Below are 20,949 nucleotides of genomic sequence, written 5' to 3'. Positions count from 1 at the left end.
GTCGCGCTCGTCTCCAGGTTCGCTGTCGTGGTCGGCCGTGCTCGGCCGGTGGTGGTCGTGTCCGGTGGTGGGTCTTCGTCGTGCGGGCCGCGGCCCCGGCGGTTCTTGCGTGCTGGTCTGTGCCGGGCCGGCTGAGCCGGTGTGGCCCGCGGGACCCGGTCCGGGCCCGGGCGGCACCGTCGTCGGTCCGGGTACGGGACGTGTCGTCCGGGGTCCAGCGGTGCGGGCCCCGCGAGCGGTGGTCCACAGGGTTGTCCACAGTCCTGTCCACGTCGACCGCGCCGGCGCTCTGGGGGGTACTCCCCCGTGGCTCCGGGGAACGGGCCGATCGATCACACCACTGTAAAGGGTCAGGGGTGGTCGTACCGAACGAAGGTTTTCCCCAATGTGGACGACGGGCTCACGCCCGGCACCGGGCGTGCGCGTCCGGAGCGGCGTTTGACCTGACCGCCGCCGTCACGTACCGTTATCCAGTTGACTGCGGCCTCTTGGTCGCGCCCATCGCGTCGTCCGGCCACGTCGGACGGCTCTACATACATACGTGACGGCTCGCGCTGAGCCCATCCCTCCAGCGCAGCCGTGTGGAGATCATCATGAGCAAGCGCACCTTCCAGCCGAACAACCGTCGTCGCGCCAAGAAGCACGGCTTCCGCGCCCGCATGCGCACCCGTGCCGGCCGCGCGATCCTCGCCGCACGTCGCGGCAAGGGCCGCACCGAGCTCTCCGCCTGATCGGGCTGGAGCGCCTGATCCGGTCCCGGACCCGGTAGCGATCGTGTTGGCCCGCGCCAACCGCATCGTCAGCGGTTCCGACTACCGGTCCGTCGTGCGTCGTGGTCGCAGGAGCGCCACGGCGCACGTCGTCGTATCCGTGGTCAGGCGTACTCCCGGTGGCGCAGTCGCGGTCGATGCCCCGACCCGCTTCGGGTTCATCGTCGCGAAGACCGTCGGGAACGCGGTCACGCGGAACCTGCTCCGTCGACGGTTCAAGGCGATCGCGCACGCGCTGCTGACCGAGGTGCCGACCGGGCACGACGTGGTCATCAGGGCACTGCCAGCCGCAGCGGGTGCCACATGGCCTACCCTGCTCGAAGACGTCTCGCGCTCCTTCGCGCGCGGGGTGGAGAAGGCAGCAGCATGAACCGCACCCTGTTGACCCGGCTCGGCTGGGTCCTCGCGTTGCTCCCGCGCAACGCGTGCGTCGTCGTGCTCCGCGTGTACCGCGCGGTGGTCTCCCCGCTGTACGGCAACGTCTGCCGCTACCACCCCTCGTGCTCCCGGTACGCGCTCGAGGCCATCCAGCAGTACGGCGTCGTCCGCGGATCGGCGATGGGCGCGTGGCGCATCGCACGGTGCAACCCCTGGGCCGCCGGCGGCATCGACGACGTGCGTGAGCGACGTCGTCCCTACCTCGTCAACCGGTTCGGGTTCGTGCTCGCGCCGACCCCGCAGCAGGGATCCCGTCCGGTCGGTGCCCACCGCCCGGTCCTGCTCACCCAGCGCACTCGAAAGGCGTGACCGTCCTCATGGTCTTCATCGGAACGATCCTCTGGCCCCTCAAGTGGGTGGTCTCGGCGATCCTCGTGGCATTCCACTGGATCTTCGAGAGCATCGGGATGGACCCCTCGGCGGGCATCACGTGGGTGCTGTCGATCATCTTCCTGACCTTCGTGGTCCGGGCGGCGCTCATCCCGATCTTCGTGCGGCAGATCAAGTCGCAGCGCCGGATGCTCGAGGTCGCACCGCAGCTGAAGAAGATCCAGGACAAGTACAAGGGCAAGAAGGACCAGTTCTCGCGTGAGGCCATGAGCCGCGAGACCATGGCGCTCTACAAGGAGACCGGGACGAACCCGCTGAGCTCCTGCCTGCCGCTGCTCATCCAGATGCCGATCTTCTTCTCGCTGTACTCGGTGCTGCACGAGGCGCAGATCAACAAGACGGGCATCGGCCTGCTCACGAACACCCTGGCGCAGGACTTCGGCAACGCCGCCCTGTTCGGCGCCCCCCTGCACGAGACCTTCACGAACGCCTCCGGGTGGGAGGTGCGGGTCATCGCCGGCTTCATGATCGTCGTGATGACCGTCTCGCAGTTCATCACGCAGCTGCAGCTCGTCGCCAAGAACATGTCGCCGGAGACCAAGGCGTCGCCGATGTACCGCCAGCAGAAGATGATGCTGTACATCCTCCCCCTGGTCTTCGTGATCTCGGGCCTGAGCTTCCCGCTCGGCGTCATGTTCTACTGGCTCGCCTCGAATGTCTGGACCATGGCCCAGCAGTTCTTCGTGATCCGCAGCATGCCGACCCCGGGGTCCGAGGCCGCTCTGGCGCGCGAGGCCCGCCTGGCGAAGAAGGCCCAGCGTCGTGGGACCCCGGTCCTCGCCGAGGCCGGCGTCGGCGCAGGTGCCGTCGAGGCCGAGGCCGCCCGTGTGAACACGCAGCGGCAGCAGCCCGTCGGCAAGAACCGTTCCAAGAAGACTGGGAAGAAGTAAGTGACCGAGCAGGACATCGCCGCCGCTGACGTGGCGGACGAGCACACCGACGCCGAGCAGGCCGCCACCACGGACGAGGACGTCCGCGACGGGGACGTGCGTGACGGGGACGTGCGTGACGGGGACGTGCGTGACGAAGCGGACATCGCGGCGGACTACATCGAGGAGCTCCTCGACATCTGCGACCTCGACGGCGACATCGAGATCGAGGAGCGCGCCGGACGCGTCTACCTGTCGGTCTCCGACGAGGGCGGTGCCCTCCGTGTGCTCGCGAAGCCGGACACCGTGTCGGCGCTCCAGGAGCTGACGCGCATCACCGTGCAGGCCGAGACCGGCGAGTTCAGCCGTCTCATCCTCGACATCGGTGGCTCGCGCGATGCCCGTGCGTCCGAGCTGCAGCGCCTGGTCGACACCGCCGCCGAGCGCATCGAGGCCGGTGCGCCGTCGGCTGCCCTTCCCCCGATGTCGTCCTACGAGCGCAAGCTCGTGCACGACCTCGTGGCCGAGAAGGGCCTGCACTCGGAGTCCGAGGGTGAGGGTCGGGACCGCCACACGGTCGTCACCCGATGACGGACGAGGCACCGGCCCCGGTCCTGGAACAGGAGCCCGCCGCGGCGGTCGACCTGTTCGGCGATCGGATCGAGCTCGCACGCTCCTTCACACACGAGCTCGCGCGTCGGGGCGAGGAGCTGGGCCTCATCGGCCCGCTCGAGCTGCCTCGCCTGTGGACACGACACATCCTCAACTCTGCACTCCTGGCACCCCTCCTGGAGGCGCGTGGCCGGGTTGCCGACGTCGGTTCGGGTGCCGGGTTGCCGGGTCTCGTGCTCGCGATCGCTCGGCCCGACGTGTCCTTCACGCTCATCGAGCCGATGGAACGGCGTTGCGAGTGGCTGACGAGCGAGGCCACACGCCTGGGGCTGGACAACGTCGAGGTCGTCCGTGGCCGGGCTGAGGACGTCGCTGACGAGATCGTCGTCGACCAGGTGACCGCGCGCGCGGTCAGTGCCCTGTCGAAGCTCATCCCGCTGACGGTGCCGCTCGTTCGTTCCGGAGGGCAGCTCATCCTGATGAAGGGCGCTCGGGTCGACGAGGAGATCGAGAAGGCCCGCAAGGTCATCCTCCGGAAGCGGCTCGCCGACGTCGAGGTTCTCGAGCTCGGGGACGGTGTGGTCGAGGAGACCACGCGAGTCTTCCGGGCTACAGTTGACTGACGCTGCAGCTCGGCCGGTTCGACCGGTGATCGCCGGCACGTTCCACGTGAAACATCGAACCGGGGAAGAGGTCTTCGTTGAGTTCATCGACTGACTACGACGCGTCGACACCCCTCGCGCGCGAGATCGCCGATCTCAACCGTCGGCGCCGAGCGATCGCGACGCAGCAGTTCCCGCTGCCGCCGAAGACGCGGATCTTCACGGTGTCGAACCAGAAGGGCGGCGTCGGGAAGACCACGACGACCGTCAACCTCGCGGCGGCGCTCGCGCACGGTGGGGCGCGCGTGCTGGTGATCGACCTCGACCCGCAGGGCAACGCGTCGACGGCGCTCGGAGTGGACCACCAGGCCGAGGTCGCGAGCATCTACGACGTCATCGTCGACGAGGCGCCGATCGCGGACACCGTGCAACGCTCCCCCGAGTCGGACACGCTCTGGTGCGTGCCGGCCACCATCCACCTCGCCGGCGCGGAGATCGAACTCGTCTCCCTCGTGGCCCGCGAGCAGCGACTCCGCACGGCACTGGACCAGTACCTCAGCTCGCTGGACGAGCCGTACCACTACGTCTTCATCGACTGCCCGCCCTCGCTGGGACTCCTGACGATCAACGCGTTCGTCGCGGCGCAGGAAGTGCTCATCCCGATCCAGACCGAGTACTACGCGCTCGAGGGCCTGAGCCAGCTCCTGCGGAACATCGAACTCATCGAGCGGCACCTGAACCCGAACCTGCGGGTCTCGACCATCCTGCTCACCATGTTCGACGGGCGCACGAACCTGTCGAACCAGGTCGCTGCGGACGTCCGAGAGCACTTCGGCGACCAGGTGTTGCAGGCGATGATCCCCCGGTCCGTCCGGGTCAGCGAGGCTCCGAGCTACGGCCAGAGCGTCGTGTCGTACGACGTCAACTCGTCCGGGTCGCTCTCGTACCTCGAGGCGGCCGCCGAGATCGCAGCACGAGGAGCGCAGGACTGATGGCACCCAAGCGAACCGGCCTCGGACGAGGCATCGGCGCACTCATCCCGACCGCGAGTGACCAGCAGGACCGTCCCGTCGACGTGTTCTTCCCCACGGGAGGCACGCCGGCTTCGGCGCCCAGTGCTTCGGGGCAGACCGCAGAGGACCTGCTCGCGGTGCCCGGTGCACGCCTGGCGAACCTCAATCCGCTCGACGTCGTGCCGAACGCGCAGCAGCCGCGCAAGGAGTTCCGCGAGGAGGAGCTCCAGGAGCTCGTGCACTCAATCCGCGAGATCGGACTCCTGCAGCCGATCGTGGTGCGCCCCATCGCGGGTGCGACCGGTACCGAGCCCCAGTACGAGCTCATCATGGGCGAGCGCCGCCTCCGTGCGACGAAGGAACTCGGCCTGACGACCATCCCCGCGATCGTCAAGGACACCCCCGATGACGCGATGCTCCGCGACGCCCTCCTGGAGAACCTGCACCGTGCGCAGTTGAACCCGCTGGAGGAGGCATCGGCTTACCAGCAGCTGCTCGCGGACTTCGGCATCACCCAGGAGGAGCTCGGGCAGCGCATCGGCCGTTCACGTCCGCAGATCACCAACACGATCCGCCTGCTCCGCCTCCCCTCCCCCGTGCAGCGTCGAGTGGCGGCCGGTGTGCTGTCCGCGGGGCACGCTCGCGCGATCCTCGCTGCTCCGGACGCCGAGGCGATGGAGTACCTCGCCGAGAAGATCGTGAACGAGGACCTTTCGGTTCGTGCGGCTGAGGCCATCGCGCAACAGCTCAGCACGAAGACGCCGGCGAAGCCCAAGGCCGAGCCGTCGAAGAAGCAGGCCCACTTCAACGACGTCGCCGAGCGACTCGGCGACCGGCTGAACACGCGGGTGAAGATCGCCGTCGGTGCGCGCAAGAGCTCGGTGACGATCGACTTCGCGAACGGCGACGACCTGAACCGGATCCTCGGCGAGCTCGGCCTGGGCGACGTCACCGGCTGACCCGTCGCGTCGTCGACCTTGCAGGGGCCGATGTTCCACGTGGAACATCGTCGAGTCTCGCTCCGGAAGGCCGGCGTTCCACGTGGAACATTGTCGAGTCGCGCCGGGGCGCTGCGATCCGCGGTTCCACGTGGAGCCTGGTCTGCACGGGCAACGCGGAGTGGGACCGTCTGGGTTCGTTTCGGCGAACGGCAGCGCGACGGAGTCGAACTGACAGTCGGTGGGCAGCGACCCGAAACCGCTGTACGCGCTTCTCCGGGGCGATCGCACCCTCGGGCGGGTCGATGGACCAGGCGACTGCGAGAGGGCCTGTGAGGCCCGGTGGGGAGTGCTCCAGGCCGCGAGACTGGTGCAGCGACCAAGCCCAGGCAGACCTCAGGCGCCGGTATCGGCCGAGGTCGGGCGCGATTGATCGTGATGAGAAGGGGCGGCCTGCGGGGCCCACGCACTGTTCCACGTGGAACCCTCTGGTCCGGCGTCACGCTCCGCCCGGATTGCCGCTCCCTCGGCAGCTTGAGGAGGCCACGTGGCGAACTGGTGCAGCCGGGTTGACGAGCTGCGAACTCGCTGACGCCGGGCGGAGAGCGCGTGGCCGTCTCGCGCCGACCGCAGCACGACGGCGCGGCGCCCGCCCGGCAGCTGCACTCCCTGGACCGAGTGGCGGGGGCGCTCAGGAGCGGAGCGCCCGCAGCTTCCGCAGCCCGACCGCGGCGAACACCGGCTTGACGAAGGTCATCTCCCCGAGGCGGTAGCACTTCGTGCGCACGAGTCGACGGGCGAGGTGCTCGTCCTGGCGGGCGACGTACACGCGGGCCTTCTCGGCGTGGAGCCCGTTCGAGCAGATCGCGATGCCGTCGAAGTCCTCGAGCAGGGTTGGCGTGTTCTCGATGTTCTGCCAGGTCGATCGGCTCGACTCCTCGATGCTGACCGGCCCGTCCCATCCGGACTGTCGGACAGCACTCCGGAGGTGTCGCGCCTCGCTGATCGGTCCGCGGACCGGTCCGCCACTGCAGACGATGGTCGCCGATCCCCCGCGGCGCTCCACGTCGCGCGCGGTCCGGACGGCCATGCGTGCACGCCAGCGGTTCACGAGGTTCGGCTGGTGGCCGGGGTTGCCGAAGCCCAGGACGAGGACGGCGATCCGCGGGCCTGCCGGGTCCGGAGGCGCGGCGAGTGTGGGACGGACGGGCAGGTGCGCTTCCCGGCGGTCGGCGGACCAGTGCACCCACTCCCCCCAGACGAGGACAGCAGCAGTGGCCGCCGTGCTCGCAGCGACGATCGTCGGCACGATGCGGCTGCTCCGGACGGTGCTCACGTCAGCAACCCCCACCGCTGCTCGCACGAACCCCATCGACGTCGATGTTCCACGTGGAACGTCGCCGTTCCGACTCCGCGCTCAGGCGCCGTGGTCGCGGATGGCCTGCTCGGCGAGCTCGGCATAGGTCCACCCGAGGTCGAACCCCGATGCGCTCAGGGCCTGGGGCACGAGCGACGTCTCGGTCAGGCCCGGTAGGACGTTTGCCTCGAGGAACCACGGCGTCCCCGCACCGTCGACGATGAGGTCGACGCGGGAGACGTGCCGGAGGCCGAGCGCCTCATGTGCGGCGACCGCGGCCTCGGCAGCCGCAGACGACGCCGCCTCCGGGAGCCGTGCCGGCGTGTAGAAGGTCGTCAGCCCGGCGTTGTACCGGGCCTCGAAGCCGTAGACACCGTCCTTCGGGACGATCTCCACGGCGGACAGGGCCACGGGACCGTCACCGGTGTCGATGATCCCGACGGCGACCTCGGTGCCGCGGATGAGCTGCTCGATGACCACGTCGTCGCAGTAGGTGTACGCCGTGACCATCGCGCGCGGGAGGTCGTGGACGTCCTCGACGAGCGTGACGCCCTGTGCACTGCCGCCCCGCGCGGGCTTGACGGCCAGGGGAACCGGGTGGTCCGCCCCGATCGCCTCGAGGACACCCACCGCGCCGAGCTCGCGGAACACGTCGTGCGACAGGGTGATCGACCGCGGGGTCCGGACGCCCGCCCGCGCGACCAACGCGGAAGCGGTGGGCTTGTCCCATGCCAGCCGTGCCGACGTCGACCGGGAGCCGACGAACGGGATGTCCAGCGCCTCCAGGATGCCCCGCAGGGCGCCGTCCTCACCGGAGGCGCCGTGCAGCGCCGGCCACACGACGTCCGGGCGGTCGTCGCGGAGCGCCGGGAGCAGCGACGCGTCAGCGTCGCGCAGGTCGACCTGCCAGCCGTAGCCGCTCAGGGAGTCGGCGACACGACGACCGGATCGCAACGAGATGTCTCGCTCGTGCGAGATCCCCCCGGCGACGACGACGACGTGACGACGGGTGAGGTCGGCCATGCTGGATCCTTCTGCTGCGATGTGAGGAAAAGTGCTGATCAGGAGATGTTCGGCGGCGGTGCCGAGACCGAGTCGGACGACGGGACGGCCCGGAACGGACGGGTCGCCGGGCCGAACGTCTCGAGGACGTCGAGCTCGTCGTTGATGACCGTCGCGAGTCGCTTGACGCCGACCCGGATCTGCTCGGGCGTCGGGTAGCAGAACGACAGGCGGATGTTGCTGCCGCCGCGGCCGTCGGCGTAGAAGGCCGTGCCGGGGGTGTAGGCCACGAGCTCCTTCACCGCGCGCGGGAGCATGCCCTTGGAGTCGAGCGAGTCCGGCAGGGACAGCCAGACGAAGAAGCCACCGTTCGGCTTCGTCCACGAGAGGTCGGGCAGGAACTCCCCCAGGGCGGACATCATGGCGTCCCTGCGCTCCGCGTAGAGGCCGCGGAAGGTGTCGACCTGGCCCTTCCAGTCCGCGGCGTCGAGGTAGGCGTTCACGACGTACTGGCCGAACGAGTTCGGGGCGAGCACCGCGGACTCGTTGGCGAGGACGAGCTTCTCGCGGATGGCGTGCGGCGCGAGGGCCCAACCGACGCGGAACCCGGGTGCGAGGGTCTTCGAGAACGAGCCCAGGTAGACCACGCCCTCCTCGTCGATCGAGCGGATGGCCTGCGGCGCCGGCTCGTCGAACCACAGGAGGCCGTACGGGTTGTCCTCGAGCACGAGGATGCCGCTCGAGCGGCAGATGTCCAGGACCTCGATGCGGCGCTCCCGGCTCATCGTAACGCCGGCCGGGTTGTGGAAGTTCGGGATCGTGTAGAGGAACTTGATCCGCTTGCCCTGCGTCCGGAGGTTCGCGATCGCCTCGCGCAGGGCCTCGGGCACCAGACCGAGTTCGTCGGTCGTGACGTGCACCGTCTCGGCCTGGTACGAGCGGAAGACCCCGATCGCGCCGACGTAGGACGGGGACTCGGCGAGCACGACGTCGCCCGGGTCGATGAACAGCCGCGTGACGAGGTCGAGCGCGTGCTGCGACCCCGTGGTGACCACGACGTCCTCGGCGCTCGCACGGATGCCCTCGAGGCTCATCACGTCGACGATGTGCTCGCGGAGGGAGCGCAGGCCCTGCCCCCCGCCGTACTGCAGCGCCATCGCCGCGTCCTCGTTCATGACACGGTCGATCGAGCCCGTGACGAGCTCGCGGGGCAGCGCGGAGACGTACGGCATGCCACCGGCGAGCGAGACCACCTCGGGGCGGGAGGCGACGGCGAACAGGGCTCGGACCTCGGAGGCGCTCAGCCCTGCGGTGCGCTGGGCGTAGGAGTCGTACCAGGGGTCCAGGCTGTTGCCGTTGGTCATCGCGTGCTCCGTTCAGTGGGACATTCCCGCCACACTACGACATCGTCTGCCGGAACCCCGGTGGGAGACGGGGGCCGATCCTGAGGTTCTGGCCCCGGGCATCCCAGGGACGGCCCGGGTACGCGGACGGCCCCGCCCTCCCTGAGGAGGACGGGGCCGTCGGTGCTGGACTGCCTACGCCAGGAACTCGGCGAGGTCGGCCTCGAGCGCCGGCTTCGGCTTGGCGCCGATGACGGTCTTGACGACCTCGCCGCCCTTGAAGACCTTCATCGCCGGGATGGAGGTGATCTGGTAGTTCATCGCGGACTGCGGGTTGTCGTCGACGTTGAGCTTGACGATCTCGATCTTGTCGGCGTGCTCCGCGGCGATCTGGTCGAGGATCGGCGAGACGGCGCGACACGGGCCGCACCACTCTGCCCAGAAGTCGACGAGGATCGTCTTGTCCGACTTGAGGACCTCGTCGGAGAAGGTGGCGTCGGTGACGGCCTTGGCGTTGGACATGGTTGTCCTTTCTGTGCAGTCGGTACGTGCTGGAACGGTGTCGCCCCGGGGAGCATTCCCCGTGCGGCTCCCGGTGGTGGCTACAGGGACGTGACGTCGACCATCGCGGGCTCGGTGGGTGTGCGCCCCTCGGCCTGGTCGGTCAGCGCGTCGTCGAGCTCGGCGAGGTACTTCTCGGCGTCGAGCGCCGCGACCGTGCCCGAACCGGCGGCCGTGATCGCCTGGCGGTACGTCGGGTCGATGACGTCACCGGCGGCGAAGACACCCGGCAGGTTGGTCTTCGAGGACCGGCCCTGCACGGCGATGGTGCCCTCGGGGGCGAGGTCGATCTGGCCGTGGATGAGGTGCGTGCGCGGGTCGTTGCCGATCGCGATGAACAGGCCGTCGAGTGCGAGCTCGGACTCCTCGCCCGTGACGGTGTCCTTGAGCGTGACGCCCTCGACCGCGGTGTCACCCGTGATGCCGGTGACCTCCTTGTTCCACGCGAACTCGATCTTCGGGTCGTTCATCGCGCGGTCCTGCATGATCTTCGACGCACGCAGCGAGTCCTTGCGGTGGATGACCGTCACCTTGTCGGCGAAGCGGGTGAGGAACGTGGCCTCCTCCATCGCGGAGTCACCGCCGCCGACGACCGCGATGTTCTTCTGGCGGAAGAAGAAGCCGTCGCACGTGGCGCACCACGAGACGCCGTGACCGGACAGGCGCTCCTCGTCGGGCAGACCGAGGTGGCGGTAGGCCGAGCCGGTCGCGTAGATGACCGCGAGGGCCTCGTACGTCTCGCCGGAACCGACCGTGACCTTCTTGACCTCGCCGGTCAGGTCGACCGAGGTGGCGTCGTCGTACAGGACCTCGGCACCGAACTTCTCGGCCTGTTCCTGCATCTTGATCATGAGGTCGGGGCCCTGGACGCCCTCGGGGAAGCCGGGGAAGTTCTCGACCTCGGTGGTCTTCGTGAGCTCGCCGCCGGTCTCGACGCTGGACGCGACGATGAGGGGCTTGAGCTCCGCCCGCGCGGCGTAGATGCCGGCGGTGAACCCGGCCGGACCGGAACCGATGATGATGAGCTGGCGCATGCCGTGTTGCCCTTCCGTTGCGTACTGACCGGGTCAACACATGGTACCGGCGCGGCATTCCGGCCCGCCCGTGCGCGCCGGGATCGGCCCGGCACCCGCAGCGCGTCGACGCGGACCGACCGGCGGCGGCACCGTGTCGACGCGGACCGACCGGCGGCGGCAGCGCGTCGACCCGGAACGAGCGACGGCGCCCGCGGCGCATCGAGCGACGGTGCCCGCGGCGCATCGAGCGACGGTGCCCGCGGCGCATCGAGCGACGGTGCCCGCCGCCCCGGCGCTCAGCGCCCGAGCTTCGCCCGGAGGATCGCCACCGCGTTCTGGATCTCCCCGTTCTTCGCGACCACCAGGGCCCCGAAGTACACCGCCGCCATCACGGTGCCGCTCAGCGCGAGGGTGATCAGCGCGCCCGTGACGTCGGCCATCGCGAACCCGTCGGGCGAGAACGCCCCGAAGAAGTTCACGACCAGGAGACCGACCACGCCGGCGATGAGCGCGGCGATGACGAACTGCACGTGCGACCGGGTCACGATCGCGCCCTCGATGCCCTGCAGCCGTCGGCGGACGACGACGAGCGCGACGATCGTCTGCGTCGACCCGGCGACCGTCGTGCAGACCGCGATGCCGACACCGATCGCCGAGCCGGGCAGCATCGCGACCGACAGCGCCCCGATGACGAACAGGCCGGACTGCACGAGCTGCATGAGGAACGGCGTGCGGTGGTCGTGGAACGCCCAGAACACCCGCTGGATGATGAAGAGCATGCTGAACAGCACGAGTCCGGGCATGTAGGCGACGAGCACGAGGGCCATCGCCTGCGCGTTGGCGAACTCGTTCTCCCAGATGCGGGCGAACGGCAGCGCGAGCACCACGAGCGCGACGCTCGCGAACACCGTGAACAGCCCGACGATGCGCAGCGAGAGCGACAGGTTGCGCCGGACCGCGTCCAGGTCACCGCGCTCGGCGTCGTGGCTCATGCGCGTGAAGTACGCGGTGGCGATCGACACGGCGACGATCGAGTGCGGGAGCATGAACAGCAGCCAGGACGTGCTCAGGGTCGCGTTGCCGGCGCCCTGGGCGAGCGATGCGACACGGGACTGCACGATGCCCGCGACCTGGGTGGCGAGGATCATCGCGAACAGCCAGCCCGCTGCGGTCCCGGTCGACTTCAGGCCGACGCCGCGCCAGCGGAAGTCCGGCTTGAAGGACAGCCCGGCCCGACGCCAGAAGAACGGCAGGAACGCGGCCTGCGCGAAGACGCCGAGCGAGGCGCTGCCCGCGAGGACGGCGATCTTCAGCGGCGTCCAGTCCTCGGTCGCTGCGTTGACGCCGCGGCCGCCGAACAGGGCGATGAACACGACGAGCCCGGCGATGGCGATCACGTTGTTGAGCAGCGGCGCCCAGGTGAACGGGCCGAACACCTGCTTGGCGTTGAGCACCTCTCCGAGCAGCGAGTACATCGCGTAGAAGAGGATCTGCGGCAGGCACCAGAAGGCGAACGCCACGGCGAGGTCGGTCTGGGCGGGCGTGAAGCCCTTGCCCGCACCCGACGACTGCTGGCTGTAGACCCACACGAGGAACGGTGCGAGCAGGGTCGCGATGACGGTGATCGCAACGAAGACGGTCGCGCCGAGGGTGACGATCTTGTTCACGTACGCCGTGCCGCCGTCGGTGTGCTGCTTCATCGAGCGCACGATCTGCGGGATGAGGACCGCCGAGAGCAGGCCGCCCGCGATGAGCGCGTAGATGTTGTTCGGCAGCTGGTTCGACACGGCGAACGCGTTCGCGGCGTCCGACCCGGTGTTGCCGATGGCGAAGGCGAGCACGAAGGTCTTCGCGAACCCGAGGACCCGCGACAGCATGGTGCCGGCCGCGAGCATCGCGCTGGCCCGGCCGAGGTTGCGCTCGGCAGCGGGTTCGGCGTCGACGGCGGGCTGCTGCTGGGTGCTGATGGTCGGCTCCTGGGGGTCGGTGATCGGTGCGTCGCGGTCGTCGCGAGCACCGTCGCGGCGCTGGTCGCGGTCGTCGCTGCCGTCGTGCTCGTCGCTGCCGTCGCCACCGCCCTGGGCACCGGCCGGGAGGCGCGGCTCGGCCAGCGCGGTCCGGCCCGCCCCCGCCGCGTGGTGCGGTCCAGGGCCGGCCGTGGCCGCGCCCGCTGCATCCGCTGCGCCCGCTGCGCCGGCTGCGGCTGCCTGCCGTGCGGCCGCCGAACCCGGCGCCGGCGGCTGCTCGGCGAGGAGCCGGTTCGGGTCGTCCTCGTCCTCGTCGTCGAGCTCGCCGTTGCGGCGCCGGACGCGCTTGCGGATGCTCCGGACGATGCCGAAGCCGAAGACCGCGACGAGACCGATGCCCGCGAGGGCGGTGATGACGGTCTCCCACTGGGCCTGGACGTTGAGCTCGACCGTGGACGGCTGCGAGAGCGTCGTGCCGGTCGGGCTGACCACCGTCATGGTGAGGGTGACCGTGCCGTTCGCCACCGACCGCACCGGGATCGTCGCGCGGGTCGAGGACTGCGGCTGCACCTGGACCTCGATGTCGTTCCGCACGATCCGGAGAGCCGAGCTCGACGGCTGGACCCGGAGCTTCACGGTGACCGGGTACGCGGAGCTGTTCCGGATCGACACCGGCAGCGATGTCCGGTCGCCGAGGAGCGTCAGCGAGCTGGAGTTCGGGATGCTGACCGACGAGGTCGTCTTGACCCAGCGACCGACCTGGCGGTCGACCGCGGTGGCGAGGGCGTCCGGGTCGGCGCGCCAGGCGTTCGAGGCGAGCGCGAGGAGCTCGAGCCGGGCCGGGGCCGTGACGTCGGTGGGGGTGTCGAGGGCCGTGGAGAACGCGGACAGGCTGCGCTCGCCCTCGACCAGCCGACGGAGGCGGTCGAGCCGCGCGTCGTCGTCACCTCCTGCGCTGAGCGTGAGGGAACCGGGCGTCGCGGCGGCCGTCTTCGACAGGTCGGACGGCGACACCCAGGCGGTGCTCTCGAGGGCGTCGAGCGCCTGACCGAGCCGCTGGGTGTCGGTCGGCCACGTGCGCCCGAGGGTCAGGAGCACCGGGTTCGTCGCGGAGCCGGACCGTGCCGAGGCCGCCAGCGTCGCCGTGAGACCGGCCATGGCGGTGTCCCACGTGGCCTGGTCGTCGGCGTCCGCGGCCGTGCGGAGGAGCGCGGAGGCGGACTGGTCGGCCACGAGGACGTGCTGGTCGCCGATCCGTTCGGACGCGGCCACGGTCGCGTCGGCGCCCGCGGAGGTGTTGCCGCTCGCCACGATCGTGCTCGTGGTGCCGGCGGCGGCGAGGGCGGGCAGGTCCCCGTCGGCCACCGTGCCCTCGACCGGCCAGGAGACGCCGGACATCGACCACGGGAAGTCGAGCAGCGTCCGGGTGGTGGGGAGCGTCGGCGTCTGGTCGCTGCCGTCCGGGTCGTCGGTGGCGTCGGCCCCCGGCTGGGAGTCGGTCGCGGCGTCGCCGTCGGCCGGTGCGGTCGCGTCGGTCCCCGCTCCCGGGTCCGCGGTCGCGGTGTCGCCGGTGGGGACGTCGGTCGGTGTGGGCGTGGCGGTCGCGGCGCCGGGGAAGTCCTCGGGCCGGACCTGCTGGTCGAGGGACAGTACGCCGGGGACGCCGTCGGCTCCGGCCTGGCGCAGCCCGGTGACGTCCGCGTCCGCGTAGGACAGCGCGAAGGTCTCGTTGCGCATGCCCTCGAGTCGCTGCAGCCAGGTCCGTGCCGTGGACGGGGCGCTCTCGCCGAGCAGTCGGATCGACGCGATGATCCTGGGGTCGACCGCGAGCGCGACGTTGTGGTCCTGGGCGGCGTCGAGCTGCTGCGACAGGGTGCCGTCGACCGAGGTGGCCGCGGCGAGGTCGTTCGCGCTGATCGTGCCGTCGGTGGTCGCGGGCAGGGTGACCGGCATCGCGACGGAGACCCCGACCGGCGTGCGGTCGAAGTCCGGGTACCAGGTGATCGCGGAACGGGCGACGGCCGAGGTGTCGCCCGCGGAGTACTCGGCGGCGATGCGGCGGGCACCGAACGAGGAGTACCCGCCGAGCCCGACGTTGCCCGGGACGATCCGGACCGTCTGCGACACCGAGCGGTGTGCCGGGACGGCCGGGACGTCCACGGAGCCCATCGGGGCGCCGAAGTAACCGCTTGTGCTGGTGTCTTCGAGCCAGTCGGCGAGCTCGCCGCGGCTGCTCACCTGGCGGTAGATGTCGAGCTCGGCGGTGCCCGCGGGCACCTCGTCGTCGGTGCCGTTCGTGACGATCACCGTGAGCTCGAGGTCCTGGTCGCGCTGCACGATGCCGCGGTTCCCGGGCGCGACCGAGACGGTCGTCCTGCCGGTGTCGGCGGCGACCGTGTGCGTGGTCCGGGTGGTCGGGGAGGAGCCGGTCGCGGCGTCGGCGCCGTCGGTCACGGCGGGCGTGACGACGAGGCCGATGGCGACGAGGGCCGTCGCTGCGGCGGCGAGGGTGGAGCGGAGCATGTGCATACGGAGGGGCCCGAGGGTCGGTTCCGGCCGTGCACGAGTGTACGAGGGCGCGTGGTGACGATCCCGTGGGCACTCGGACACGTGCAGAACTCCTGCACGAGCATCTGGGAGGATGAGGTCCGTCATGCACTCCGTTGCCCAGGCCGTCGAGCGACTCGACGCACTCGCCGCCACCGAGCCCGTCGCCCTCCTCGCTCGGACCTTCGCCGACGCCGGGTACGAACTGGCACTCGTCGGCGGGCCCGTCCGTGACGCCTTCCTCGGCCGCCCCGTGACCGACCTCGACTTCACGACCGATGCCCGTCCGGACGACGTCCTGCGGATCGTCGAGCCGATCGCGAGCGCCACCTGGGACGTCGGCCGGCAGTTCGGGACGATCGCCGCCCGGGTCCGTGGTGAGCAGGTCGAGATCACGACGTACCGCAGCGACGTGTACGACGGAGAGACCCGCAAGCCCGAGGTCGCGTTCGGCGAGACCATCGAGGACGACCTGCTCCGCCGGGACTTCACCGTCAACGCGATGGCGCTGCGACTCCCCCAGCGCGAGCTCGTCGACGTGCACGGCGGCGTCGAGGACCTGCTCGCCGAGCGCCTGCACACGCCCCAGGCCGCCGAGGTCTCGTTCCGCGACGACCCGCTGCGGATGATGCGCGCCGCCCGCTTCACGTCGCAGCTCGGCTTCACGGTGTCGGACGAGGTCCGCGACGCGATGGTCGAGCTCGCCGCCTCGATCGAGATCGTCTCCGCCGAGCGTGTGCGCGACGAGTTCGTCAAGCTCCTCGCCACGGGCGACCCGGTGCCGGGCATCCGCCTGCTCGTGGACACCGGCCTCGCCGAGCGCTTCCTGCCGGAGTTGCCCGCGATGCGCCTGGAGATCGACGAGCACCACCACCACAAGGACGTCTACGAGCACTCGCTCACGGTCCTGACGCAGGCGATCGGGTACGAGGCGGAGCGGCACGCCGGCGAGGCGCCCGACACCGTGCTGCGGCTCGCGGCGCTCCTGCACGACATCGGCAAGCCCGCGACCCGCAAGCTCGAGCCCGGCGGGGCGGTGAGCTTCCACCACCACGACCTGGTCGGCGCGAAGCTCGCGAAGAAGCGACTCCGTGCGCTGCGGTTCGACAACGACACCATCGCCGCGGTCGCACGCCTGATCGAGCTGCACCTGCGGTTCTTCGGCTACACCGAGGGCGCGTGGACCGACTCGGCCGTCCGCCGCTACGTCCGCGACGCCGGTCCCCTGCTCGAGCGTCTGCACGAGCTCACCCGCTCCGACGTCACGACCCGGAACCGGCGCAAGGCCGACCGGCTCGGGTTCGCGTACGACGACCTCGAGGCACGCATCACGGCCCTCGCCGAGCAGGAGGAACTCGAGTCGATCCGACCGGACCTCACCGGCGACGACATCATGCGGATCCTCGACATCCCGCCGGGACGGGCCGTGGGCGAGGCCTACCGGCACCTGCTCGAGGTCCGGATGGACGAGGGCCCCCTCGACCCCGAGGACGCCGAGGCGCGCCTGCGCGCCTGGTGGGCCTCCCGCGACGCGACCGACTGACCGACCGCCTGACGGACGCGACCGACTGACCGACGCGACCCGACGGTCGGAGCACCCGGCCGCCTGCCCGACGCGAGCCGATCTGCACAGCCGGTGGCGGGCCTCCAGGCCGTGAGCTAGGCTTGGGGGGTTGTCCGCGCGCACCCGCGCACCCGGACACACGCATCAACCCTCCTGTTCCGGGAACCGCCCGGAGCCGTTCGAGACCAAAGGAGGTGGGTTCCGCATGCACCAGTACGAACTGATGGCGATCCTCGACCCCGAGATCGATGAGCGCACCGTCGCTCCCAGCCTGGACAAGTTCCTCGCGGTCATCCGCAACGACGGTGGCACCGTCGACAACGTGGACGTCTGGGGCCGTCGTCGCCTGGCCTACGAGATCGCGAAGAAGTCCGAGGGCATCTACGCCGTCGTCAACTTCACGTCCTCGGCCGACTCCGCCAAGGAGCTGGACCGTCAGCTCGGTCTCTCCGAGGCCGTCCTGCGCACCAAGGTCCTCCGCGCCGAAGAGGGCATGGCCCAGGTCGCCGCGCAGAAGCAGCGCGACGAAGCCCGTGCCGCCCGCAAGGCCGCCAACGCGACGGCCACCGCGACCGCGAGCGCCGAGTAGCCCGTGGCCGGCGAAACCGTCATCACGGTGGTGGGCAACCTCACCGCGGACCCGGAGCTGCGCTACACGCAGAACGGGCTCGCCGTGGCGAACTTCACCATCGCGTCGACCCCTCGCACGTTCGACCGTCAGGCGAACGAGTGGAAGGACGGCGACGCGCTGTTCCTCCGTGCGAGTGTGTGGCGCGAGTTCGCCGAGCACGTGGCGGGATCGCTGACGAAGGGCTCGCGCGTCATCGCGCAGGGTCGTCTCCGTCAGCGCTCCTACCAGGACCGTGAGGGTCAGCAGCGCACGAGCATCGAGCTCGAGGTCGACGAGATCGGCCCGTCGCTCCGCTACGCGACCGCACAGATCACCCGCGCTGCGGGTGGCTCTGGTGGCGGCCGTGGCCAGGTCGGTGGCGGTAACGCCTCCGGCGGTGGCCAGGGCACCGGCGGTGGCAGCTGGAACGGCGGCAACGGCGGCGGTCAGTCCGACGCGCCCTGGTCCCCGCAGGGTGGCCAGCAGGGCGGCAACGCACAGTCGAACGACGTGTGGAGCACGCCCGGTGGCTCGTTCGACGACGAGACCCCGTTCTGATCCTCCTGTCCCCGGACACACAACTTCTTCTTCTCTAAGGAACAACAATGGCTGGAAAGAGCACCGGCGACCGCCGGAAGCCTCGCGGTAAGGGCGGCAAGAACGCCGCTCCCGCGAAGTCCATCAAGGTCGGCGTCATCGACTACAAGGACGTCGCGACCCTTCGCAAGTTCATCTCGGAGCGTGGAAAGATCCGCGCCCGTCGCATCACCGGCGTCTCCGTCCAGGAGCAGCGCCTCATCGCCCGTGCCGTGAAGAACGCCCGTGAGATGGCGCTCCTCCCCTACGCCGGCTCCGGCCGCTGATCGGAGGAGTTCACATGTCGAAGCTCATCCTCACCCACGAGGTCTCCGGCCTCGGTTCCGCCGGTGACGTCGTCGACGTCAAGAACGGCTACGCCCGCAACTACCTCGTCCCCCAGGGCTTCGCTGTCGCGTGGTCCAAGGGCGGCGAGAAGCAGGTCGAGTCGATCCGTGCGGCCCGTGCCGCTCGCGAGCTCGCCACCATCGAAGAGGCACAGGACCTCAAGATGAAGCTCGAGAACGCGACCATCAAGCTGACCGTCAAGGCCGGCAAGGACGGTCGTCTGTTCGGCTCCGTGCGTCCCGCGGACGTCGCTGACGCCGTGCAGGCGCAGGGCGTCGGCTCGCTCGACAAGCGCAAGGTCGAGGTCCCCGCGACCATCAAGACCGTCGGTGACCACGAGGCCACCGTGCGTCTGCGCGAGGACATCACCGCAGTGATCTCGCTGCAGGTCGTCGCCGCCAAGTAGGCACCGCACCACCGTCGCAGGGCGGGTCTCCTCCGGGAGGCCCGCCCTTCGTCGTTCATGCGGGCTGCGGTCCGGCTGTGGTTGGTCTGGTTGCTGCGGCGCGGCTCCGGCTGGTCTGGTTGCTGCGGACTGTCTCTGGCTGATCTGGTTGCTGCGGACTGTCTCTGGCCGGCCTGGTGTCCGCGGTCCGTTTCCGGCTTGTCTGGTTACGGATCCCGCCCGTCCGGGCTTGCTGGGAGCGGGCCGAGAATCAGTCCCCCGATCGGGGCGCTTGTCAAGTCGTTCTCCACACAGGTAGGGCTCGTTTCGGCAACCTTCAACGTGCACTTGAACCCCACTTCTCCACACATGGTGTGGAACTCAAAACCCCAGGTCAGACGGTCGAACGTGTGTTCTGGTGCTCAGTTGTCCACACCGTTGTCCCCAGTTCTCCACACCGAGGCTCGGCGTGTTCCCAAGGCTCTCCACAGAGTTATCCACAGGTCCGTTTGCTGGGGATAACTTCGTACCCGTAGCGTGACGGAGCGACCAGGAGCCGTCGGGGGATGTCGGTCGTCCGAGGCAGGATCGCGGTGCGGGTCAGGGCCCGCGTCGTCAACGACAAAGAGGGAGTCCGTGTGTCGATCGCGCATCTCGATCCGTCCCCGCGGGACATGGCCGACCGCGGAGCCGAACGGACGCCGCCGCACGACATGCTCGCCGAGCAGTCGACGATCGGCGGGATGCTGCTGTCCAAGGACGCCGTCGCCGACGTCATCGAGACCGCCCGTGGCGTGGACTTCTACATCCCCAAGCACGAGGTCATCTTCGACGCGATCCTGTCGCTGTACTCGCACGGCGAGCCGACCGACGTCATCGCCGTCACCGACGAGCTGACCAAGACCGGTCTGCTGTCGCGTGCCGGCGGCGCCGAGTACCTGCACAGCGTCACGAGCATGGTGCCGACCGCCGCGAACGCCGGCTACTACGCCGCGATCGTGGCCGAGAAGGCCGTCCTCCGGCGTCTCGTCGACGCCGGCACCCGCATCGTGCAGATGGGCTACGCGTCGGAGGGTGAGGTCACCGACCTCGTCAACAGCGCACAGGCCGAGGTGTACAACGTCGCCGGCGGCGTGCAGACCGAGGACTACGTCCCGCTGACCGACGCGATCGGTGCGGCCATCGACGAGATCGAGGCGGCCAAGGGACGCGACGGCCAGATGACCGGCGTGCCGACCGGGTTCAGCGGGCTCGACGGACTGACGAACGGCTTCCACCCCGGACAGCTCATCATCGTCGCCGCCCGACCGGCGCTCGGCAAGTCGACCCTGGCGCTCGACCTGTGCCGTGCCGCCGCGCTCAAGCACGACCAGACCGCTGCGTTCTTCTCGCTCGAGATGGGTCGCGCCGAGATCGCGATGCGCCTGCTGTCCGCCGAGTCCAGCGTCCCCCTGCAGAACATGCGCAAGGGCACCGTCGACTCCCGCGACTGGACGACGATCGCGCAGACCCGCGGCCGCATCAACGACGCCCCGTTCTTCATCGACGACTCCCCCAACATGACGCTCGTCGAGATCCGCGCCAAGTGCCGGCGACTCAAGCAGCAGCACAACCTCAAGCTCGTCGTCATCGACTACCTGCAGCTGATGACCTCGGGCAAGAAGGTCGAGAGCCGCCAGCAGGAGGTCTCCGAGTTCTCGCGTGCGCTCAAGCTCATGGCGAAGGAGCTGCAGGTGCCGGTCATCGCGCTGTCGCAGCTGAACCGTGGTCCCGAGCAGCGTGCCGACAAGAAGCCGATGATCTCGGACCTCCGTGAGTCGGGCTCGATCGAGCAGGACGCCGACATGGTCATCCTGCTGCACCGCGAGTCGGCGTACGAGAAGGACAACCCGCGCCAGGGTGAAGCGGACCTCATCGTGGCGAAGCACCGCAACGGGCCGACGGACACGATCACGGTGGCGTTCCACGGGATGTTCTCGCGGTTCGTGGACATGCCGCAGTAACGGGCCGTCGGTAGTCGGGGTCCCAGCGAGACGGTCTC

General features: G+C 69.9%; 20 protein-coding genes. 14 read left to right on the top strand and 6 right to left on the bottom strand.

All coding sequences use genetic code 11. The annotated features are described in order from the left end of the window. The first annotated feature begins 593 nt into the window (after positions 1-593). The 8 genes from rpmH to QOL15_RS16595 all read left to right on the top strand — a co-directional run bounded on the left by rpmH (position 594) and on the right by QOL15_RS16595 (position 5,653). The gene (rpmH, locus tag QOL15_RS16630; protein WP_043595303.1) at positions 594-731 is read left to right on the top strand and encodes a 50S ribosomal protein L34; all 138 of its coding nucleotides are present in this window, start codon (positions 594-596) and stop codon (positions 729-731) included. Between the two features lie 43 nt (positions 732-774). Further along, positions 775-1,140, top strand: coding sequence for a ribonuclease P protein component (gene rnpA / locus QOL15_RS16625; protein WP_071248056.1), 366 nt, complete (start codon positions 775-777; stop codon positions 1,138-1,140). After that, the gene (gene yidD / locus QOL15_RS16620) at positions 1,137-1,517 is read left to right on the top strand and encodes a membrane protein insertion efficiency factor YidD (protein ID WP_065960467.1); all 381 of its coding nucleotides are present in this window, start codon (positions 1,137-1,139) and stop codon (positions 1,515-1,517) included. The genes rnpA and yidD overlap by 4 nt, the downstream gene beginning before the upstream one ends. 8 nt (positions 1,518-1,525) lie before the next feature. Further along, a complete protein-coding gene (gene yidC, locus QOL15_RS16615; RefSeq protein WP_071248179.1) occupies positions 1,526-2,488 on the top strand; it encodes a membrane protein insertase YidC in 963 nt (320 codons plus the stop codon). A 96-nt stretch (positions 2,489-2,584) separates the two neighbouring features. Further along, on the top strand, positions 2,585-3,058 hold the full coding sequence (locus tag QOL15_RS16610; RefSeq protein WP_071248181.1) for a R3H domain-containing nucleic acid-binding protein: 474 nt from the start codon (positions 2,585-2,587) through the stop codon (positions 3,056-3,058). After that, positions 3,055-3,702 carry a 16S rRNA (guanine(527)-N(7))-methyltransferase RsmG gene (gene rsmG / locus QOL15_RS16605; RefSeq protein WP_065960470.1) on the top strand — a complete coding sequence of 216 codons (648 nt, stop codon included), beginning with the start codon at positions 3,055-3,057 and terminating at the stop codon, positions 3,700-3,702. Before QOL15_RS16610 ends, rsmG begins: the two co-directional genes overlap by 4 nt. A 77-nt stretch (positions 3,703-3,779) precedes the next feature. Further along, positions 3,780-4,673, top strand: a complete 894-nt coding sequence (locus QOL15_RS16600) for a ParA family protein (protein ID WP_290439171.1) — start codon at positions 3,780-3,782, stop codon at positions 4,671-4,673. Next, positions 4,673-5,653 (top strand): ParB/RepB/Spo0J family partition protein, encoded by a 981-nt coding sequence (locus tag QOL15_RS16595; RefSeq protein WP_065960476.1) that lies wholly within the window; start codon positions 4,673-4,675, stop codon positions 5,651-5,653. The genes QOL15_RS16600 and QOL15_RS16595 overlap by 1 nt, the downstream gene beginning before the upstream one ends. A 670-nt stretch (positions 5,654-6,323) precedes the next feature. Here the strand turns inward: QOL15_RS16595 and QOL15_RS16590 are convergent. The 6 genes from QOL15_RS16590 to QOL15_RS16565 all read right to left on the bottom strand — a co-directional run bounded on the left by QOL15_RS16590 (position 6,324) and on the right by QOL15_RS16565 (position 15,401). Then, on the bottom strand, positions 6,324-6,968 hold the full coding sequence (locus tag QOL15_RS16590) for an ElyC/SanA/YdcF family protein (protein ID WP_175473848.1): 645 nt from the start codon (positions 6,966-6,968) through the stop codon (positions 6,324-6,326). A gap of 81 nt (positions 6,969-7,049) precedes the next feature. Next, positions 7,050-8,012, bottom strand: a complete 963-nt coding sequence (locus tag QOL15_RS16585; protein WP_071248059.1) for a D-alanine--D-alanine ligase — start codon at positions 8,010-8,012, stop codon at positions 7,050-7,052. 38 nt (positions 8,013-8,050) lie between these two features. Further along, on the bottom strand, positions 8,051-9,355 hold the full coding sequence (locus QOL15_RS16580) for a PLP-dependent aminotransferase family protein (RefSeq protein ID WP_071248062.1): 1,305 nt from the start codon (positions 9,353-9,355) through the stop codon (positions 8,051-8,053). Positions 9,356-9,529: 174 nt separating this feature from the next. Continuing rightward, a complete protein-coding gene (gene trxA / locus QOL15_RS16575) occupies positions 9,530-9,856 on the bottom strand; it encodes a thioredoxin (RefSeq protein ID WP_022832611.1) in 327 nt (108 codons plus the stop codon). Between the two features lie 80 nt (positions 9,857-9,936). Further along, on the bottom strand, positions 9,937-10,929 hold the full coding sequence (gene trxB / locus QOL15_RS16570; protein ID WP_065960482.1) for a thioredoxin-disulfide reductase: 993 nt from the start codon (positions 10,927-10,929) through the stop codon (positions 9,937-9,939). A gap of 278 nt (positions 10,930-11,207) precedes the next feature. Beyond that, a complete protein-coding gene (locus QOL15_RS16565) occupies positions 11,208-15,401 on the bottom strand; it encodes a DUF6049 family protein (RefSeq protein ID WP_254784137.1) in 4,194 nt (1,397 codons plus the stop codon). Between the two features lie 130 nt (positions 15,402-15,531). On the opposite strand from QOL15_RS16565, the gene QOL15_RS16560 reads away from it, so the two are divergent. The 6 genes from QOL15_RS16560 (at position 15,532) to dnaB (ending at position 20,911) form a co-directional block, all read left to right on the top strand. Beyond that, complete coding sequence (locus QOL15_RS16560) at positions 15,532-16,968, top strand: CCA tRNA nucleotidyltransferase (protein ID WP_071248065.1); 1,437 nt, start codon at positions 15,532-15,534, stop codon at positions 16,966-16,968. A 226-nt stretch (positions 16,969-17,194) separates the two neighbouring features. Then, positions 17,195-17,578 (top strand): 30S ribosomal protein S6, encoded by a 384-nt coding sequence (rpsF, locus tag QOL15_RS16555; RefSeq protein WP_065960486.1) that lies wholly within the window; start codon positions 17,195-17,197, stop codon positions 17,576-17,578. 3 nt (positions 17,579-17,581) lie between these two features. Further along, positions 17,582-18,157 carry a single-stranded DNA-binding protein gene (locus tag QOL15_RS16550; protein WP_071248068.1) on the top strand — a complete coding sequence of 192 codons (576 nt, stop codon included), beginning with the start codon at positions 17,582-17,584 and terminating at the stop codon, positions 18,155-18,157. Positions 18,158-18,204: 47 nt separating this feature from the next. After that, complete coding sequence (gene rpsR / locus QOL15_RS16545; protein WP_017887834.1) at positions 18,205-18,462, top strand: 30S ribosomal protein S18; 258 nt, start codon at positions 18,205-18,207, stop codon at positions 18,460-18,462. Positions 18,463-18,476: 14 nt separating this feature from the next. Then, a complete protein-coding gene (gene rplI / locus QOL15_RS16540; protein WP_065960488.1) occupies positions 18,477-18,929 on the top strand; it encodes a 50S ribosomal protein L9 in 453 nt (150 codons plus the stop codon). 617 nt (positions 18,930-19,546) lie between these two features. Next, complete coding sequence (gene dnaB / locus QOL15_RS16535) at positions 19,547-20,911, top strand: replicative DNA helicase (protein ID WP_065960491.1); 1,365 nt, start codon at positions 19,547-19,549, stop codon at positions 20,909-20,911. The last annotated feature ends 38 nt before the right edge of the window (positions 20,912-20,949 follow it).

The organism is Curtobacterium sp. MCBA15_012 (genome assembly GCF_001864935.2).
Lineage (GTDB): Bacteria > Actinomycetota > Actinomycetes > Actinomycetales > Microbacteriaceae > Curtobacterium.
Note: the sequence above shows the minus strand (reverse complement) of the source record. Positions and strands in the feature narration are given on the sequence as shown.

Excerpts from the sequence above, each read along its gene's own strand:
- rpmH (WP_043595303.1), top strand. The coding sequence starts at position 594 with ATGAGCAAGCGCACCTTCCAGCCGAACAACCGTCGTCGCGCCAAGAAG.
- yidD (WP_065960467.1), top strand. The coding sequence starts at position 1,137 with ATGAACCGCACCCTGTTGACCCGGCTCGGCTGGGTCCTCGCGTTGCTC.
- yidC (WP_071248179.1), top strand. The coding sequence starts at position 1,526 with ATGGTCTTCATCGGAACGATCCTCTGGCCCCTCAAGTGGGTGGTCTCG.
- rsmG (WP_065960470.1), top strand. The coding sequence starts at position 3,055 with ATGACGGACGAGGCACCGGCCCCGGTCCTGGAACAGGAGCCCGCCGCG.
- QOL15_RS16595 (WP_065960476.1), top strand. The coding sequence starts at position 4,673 with ATGGCACCCAAGCGAACCGGCCTCGGACGAGGCATCGGCGCACTCATC.
- QOL15_RS16585 (WP_071248059.1), bottom strand. The coding sequence starts at position 8,012 with ATGGCCGACCTCACCCGTCGTCACGTCGTCGTCGTCGCCGGGGGGATC.
- QOL15_RS16580 (WP_071248062.1), bottom strand. The coding sequence starts at position 9,355 with ATGACCAACGGCAACAGCCTGGACCCCTGGTACGACTCCTACGCCCAG.
- trxA (WP_022832611.1), bottom strand. The coding sequence starts at position 9,856 with ATGTCCAACGCCAAGGCCGTCACCGACGCCACCTTCTCCGACGAGGTC.
- trxB (WP_065960482.1), bottom strand. The coding sequence starts at position 10,929 with ATGCGCCAGCTCATCATCATCGGTTCCGGTCCGGCCGGGTTCACCGCC.
- QOL15_RS16565 (WP_254784137.1), bottom strand. The coding sequence starts at position 15,401 with ATGCTCCGCTCCACCCTCGCCGCCGCAGCGACGGCCCTCGTCGCCATC.
- QOL15_RS16560 (WP_071248065.1), top strand. The coding sequence starts at position 15,532 with ATGCACTCCGTTGCCCAGGCCGTCGAGCGACTCGACGCACTCGCCGCC.
- rpsF (WP_065960486.1), top strand. The coding sequence starts at position 17,195 with ATGCACCAGTACGAACTGATGGCGATCCTCGACCCCGAGATCGATGAG.
- rpsR (WP_017887834.1), top strand. The coding sequence starts at position 18,205 with ATGGCTGGAAAGAGCACCGGCGACCGCCGGAAGCCTCGCGGTAAGGGC.
- rplI (WP_065960488.1), top strand. The coding sequence starts at position 18,477 with ATGTCGAAGCTCATCCTCACCCACGAGGTCTCCGGCCTCGGTTCCGCC.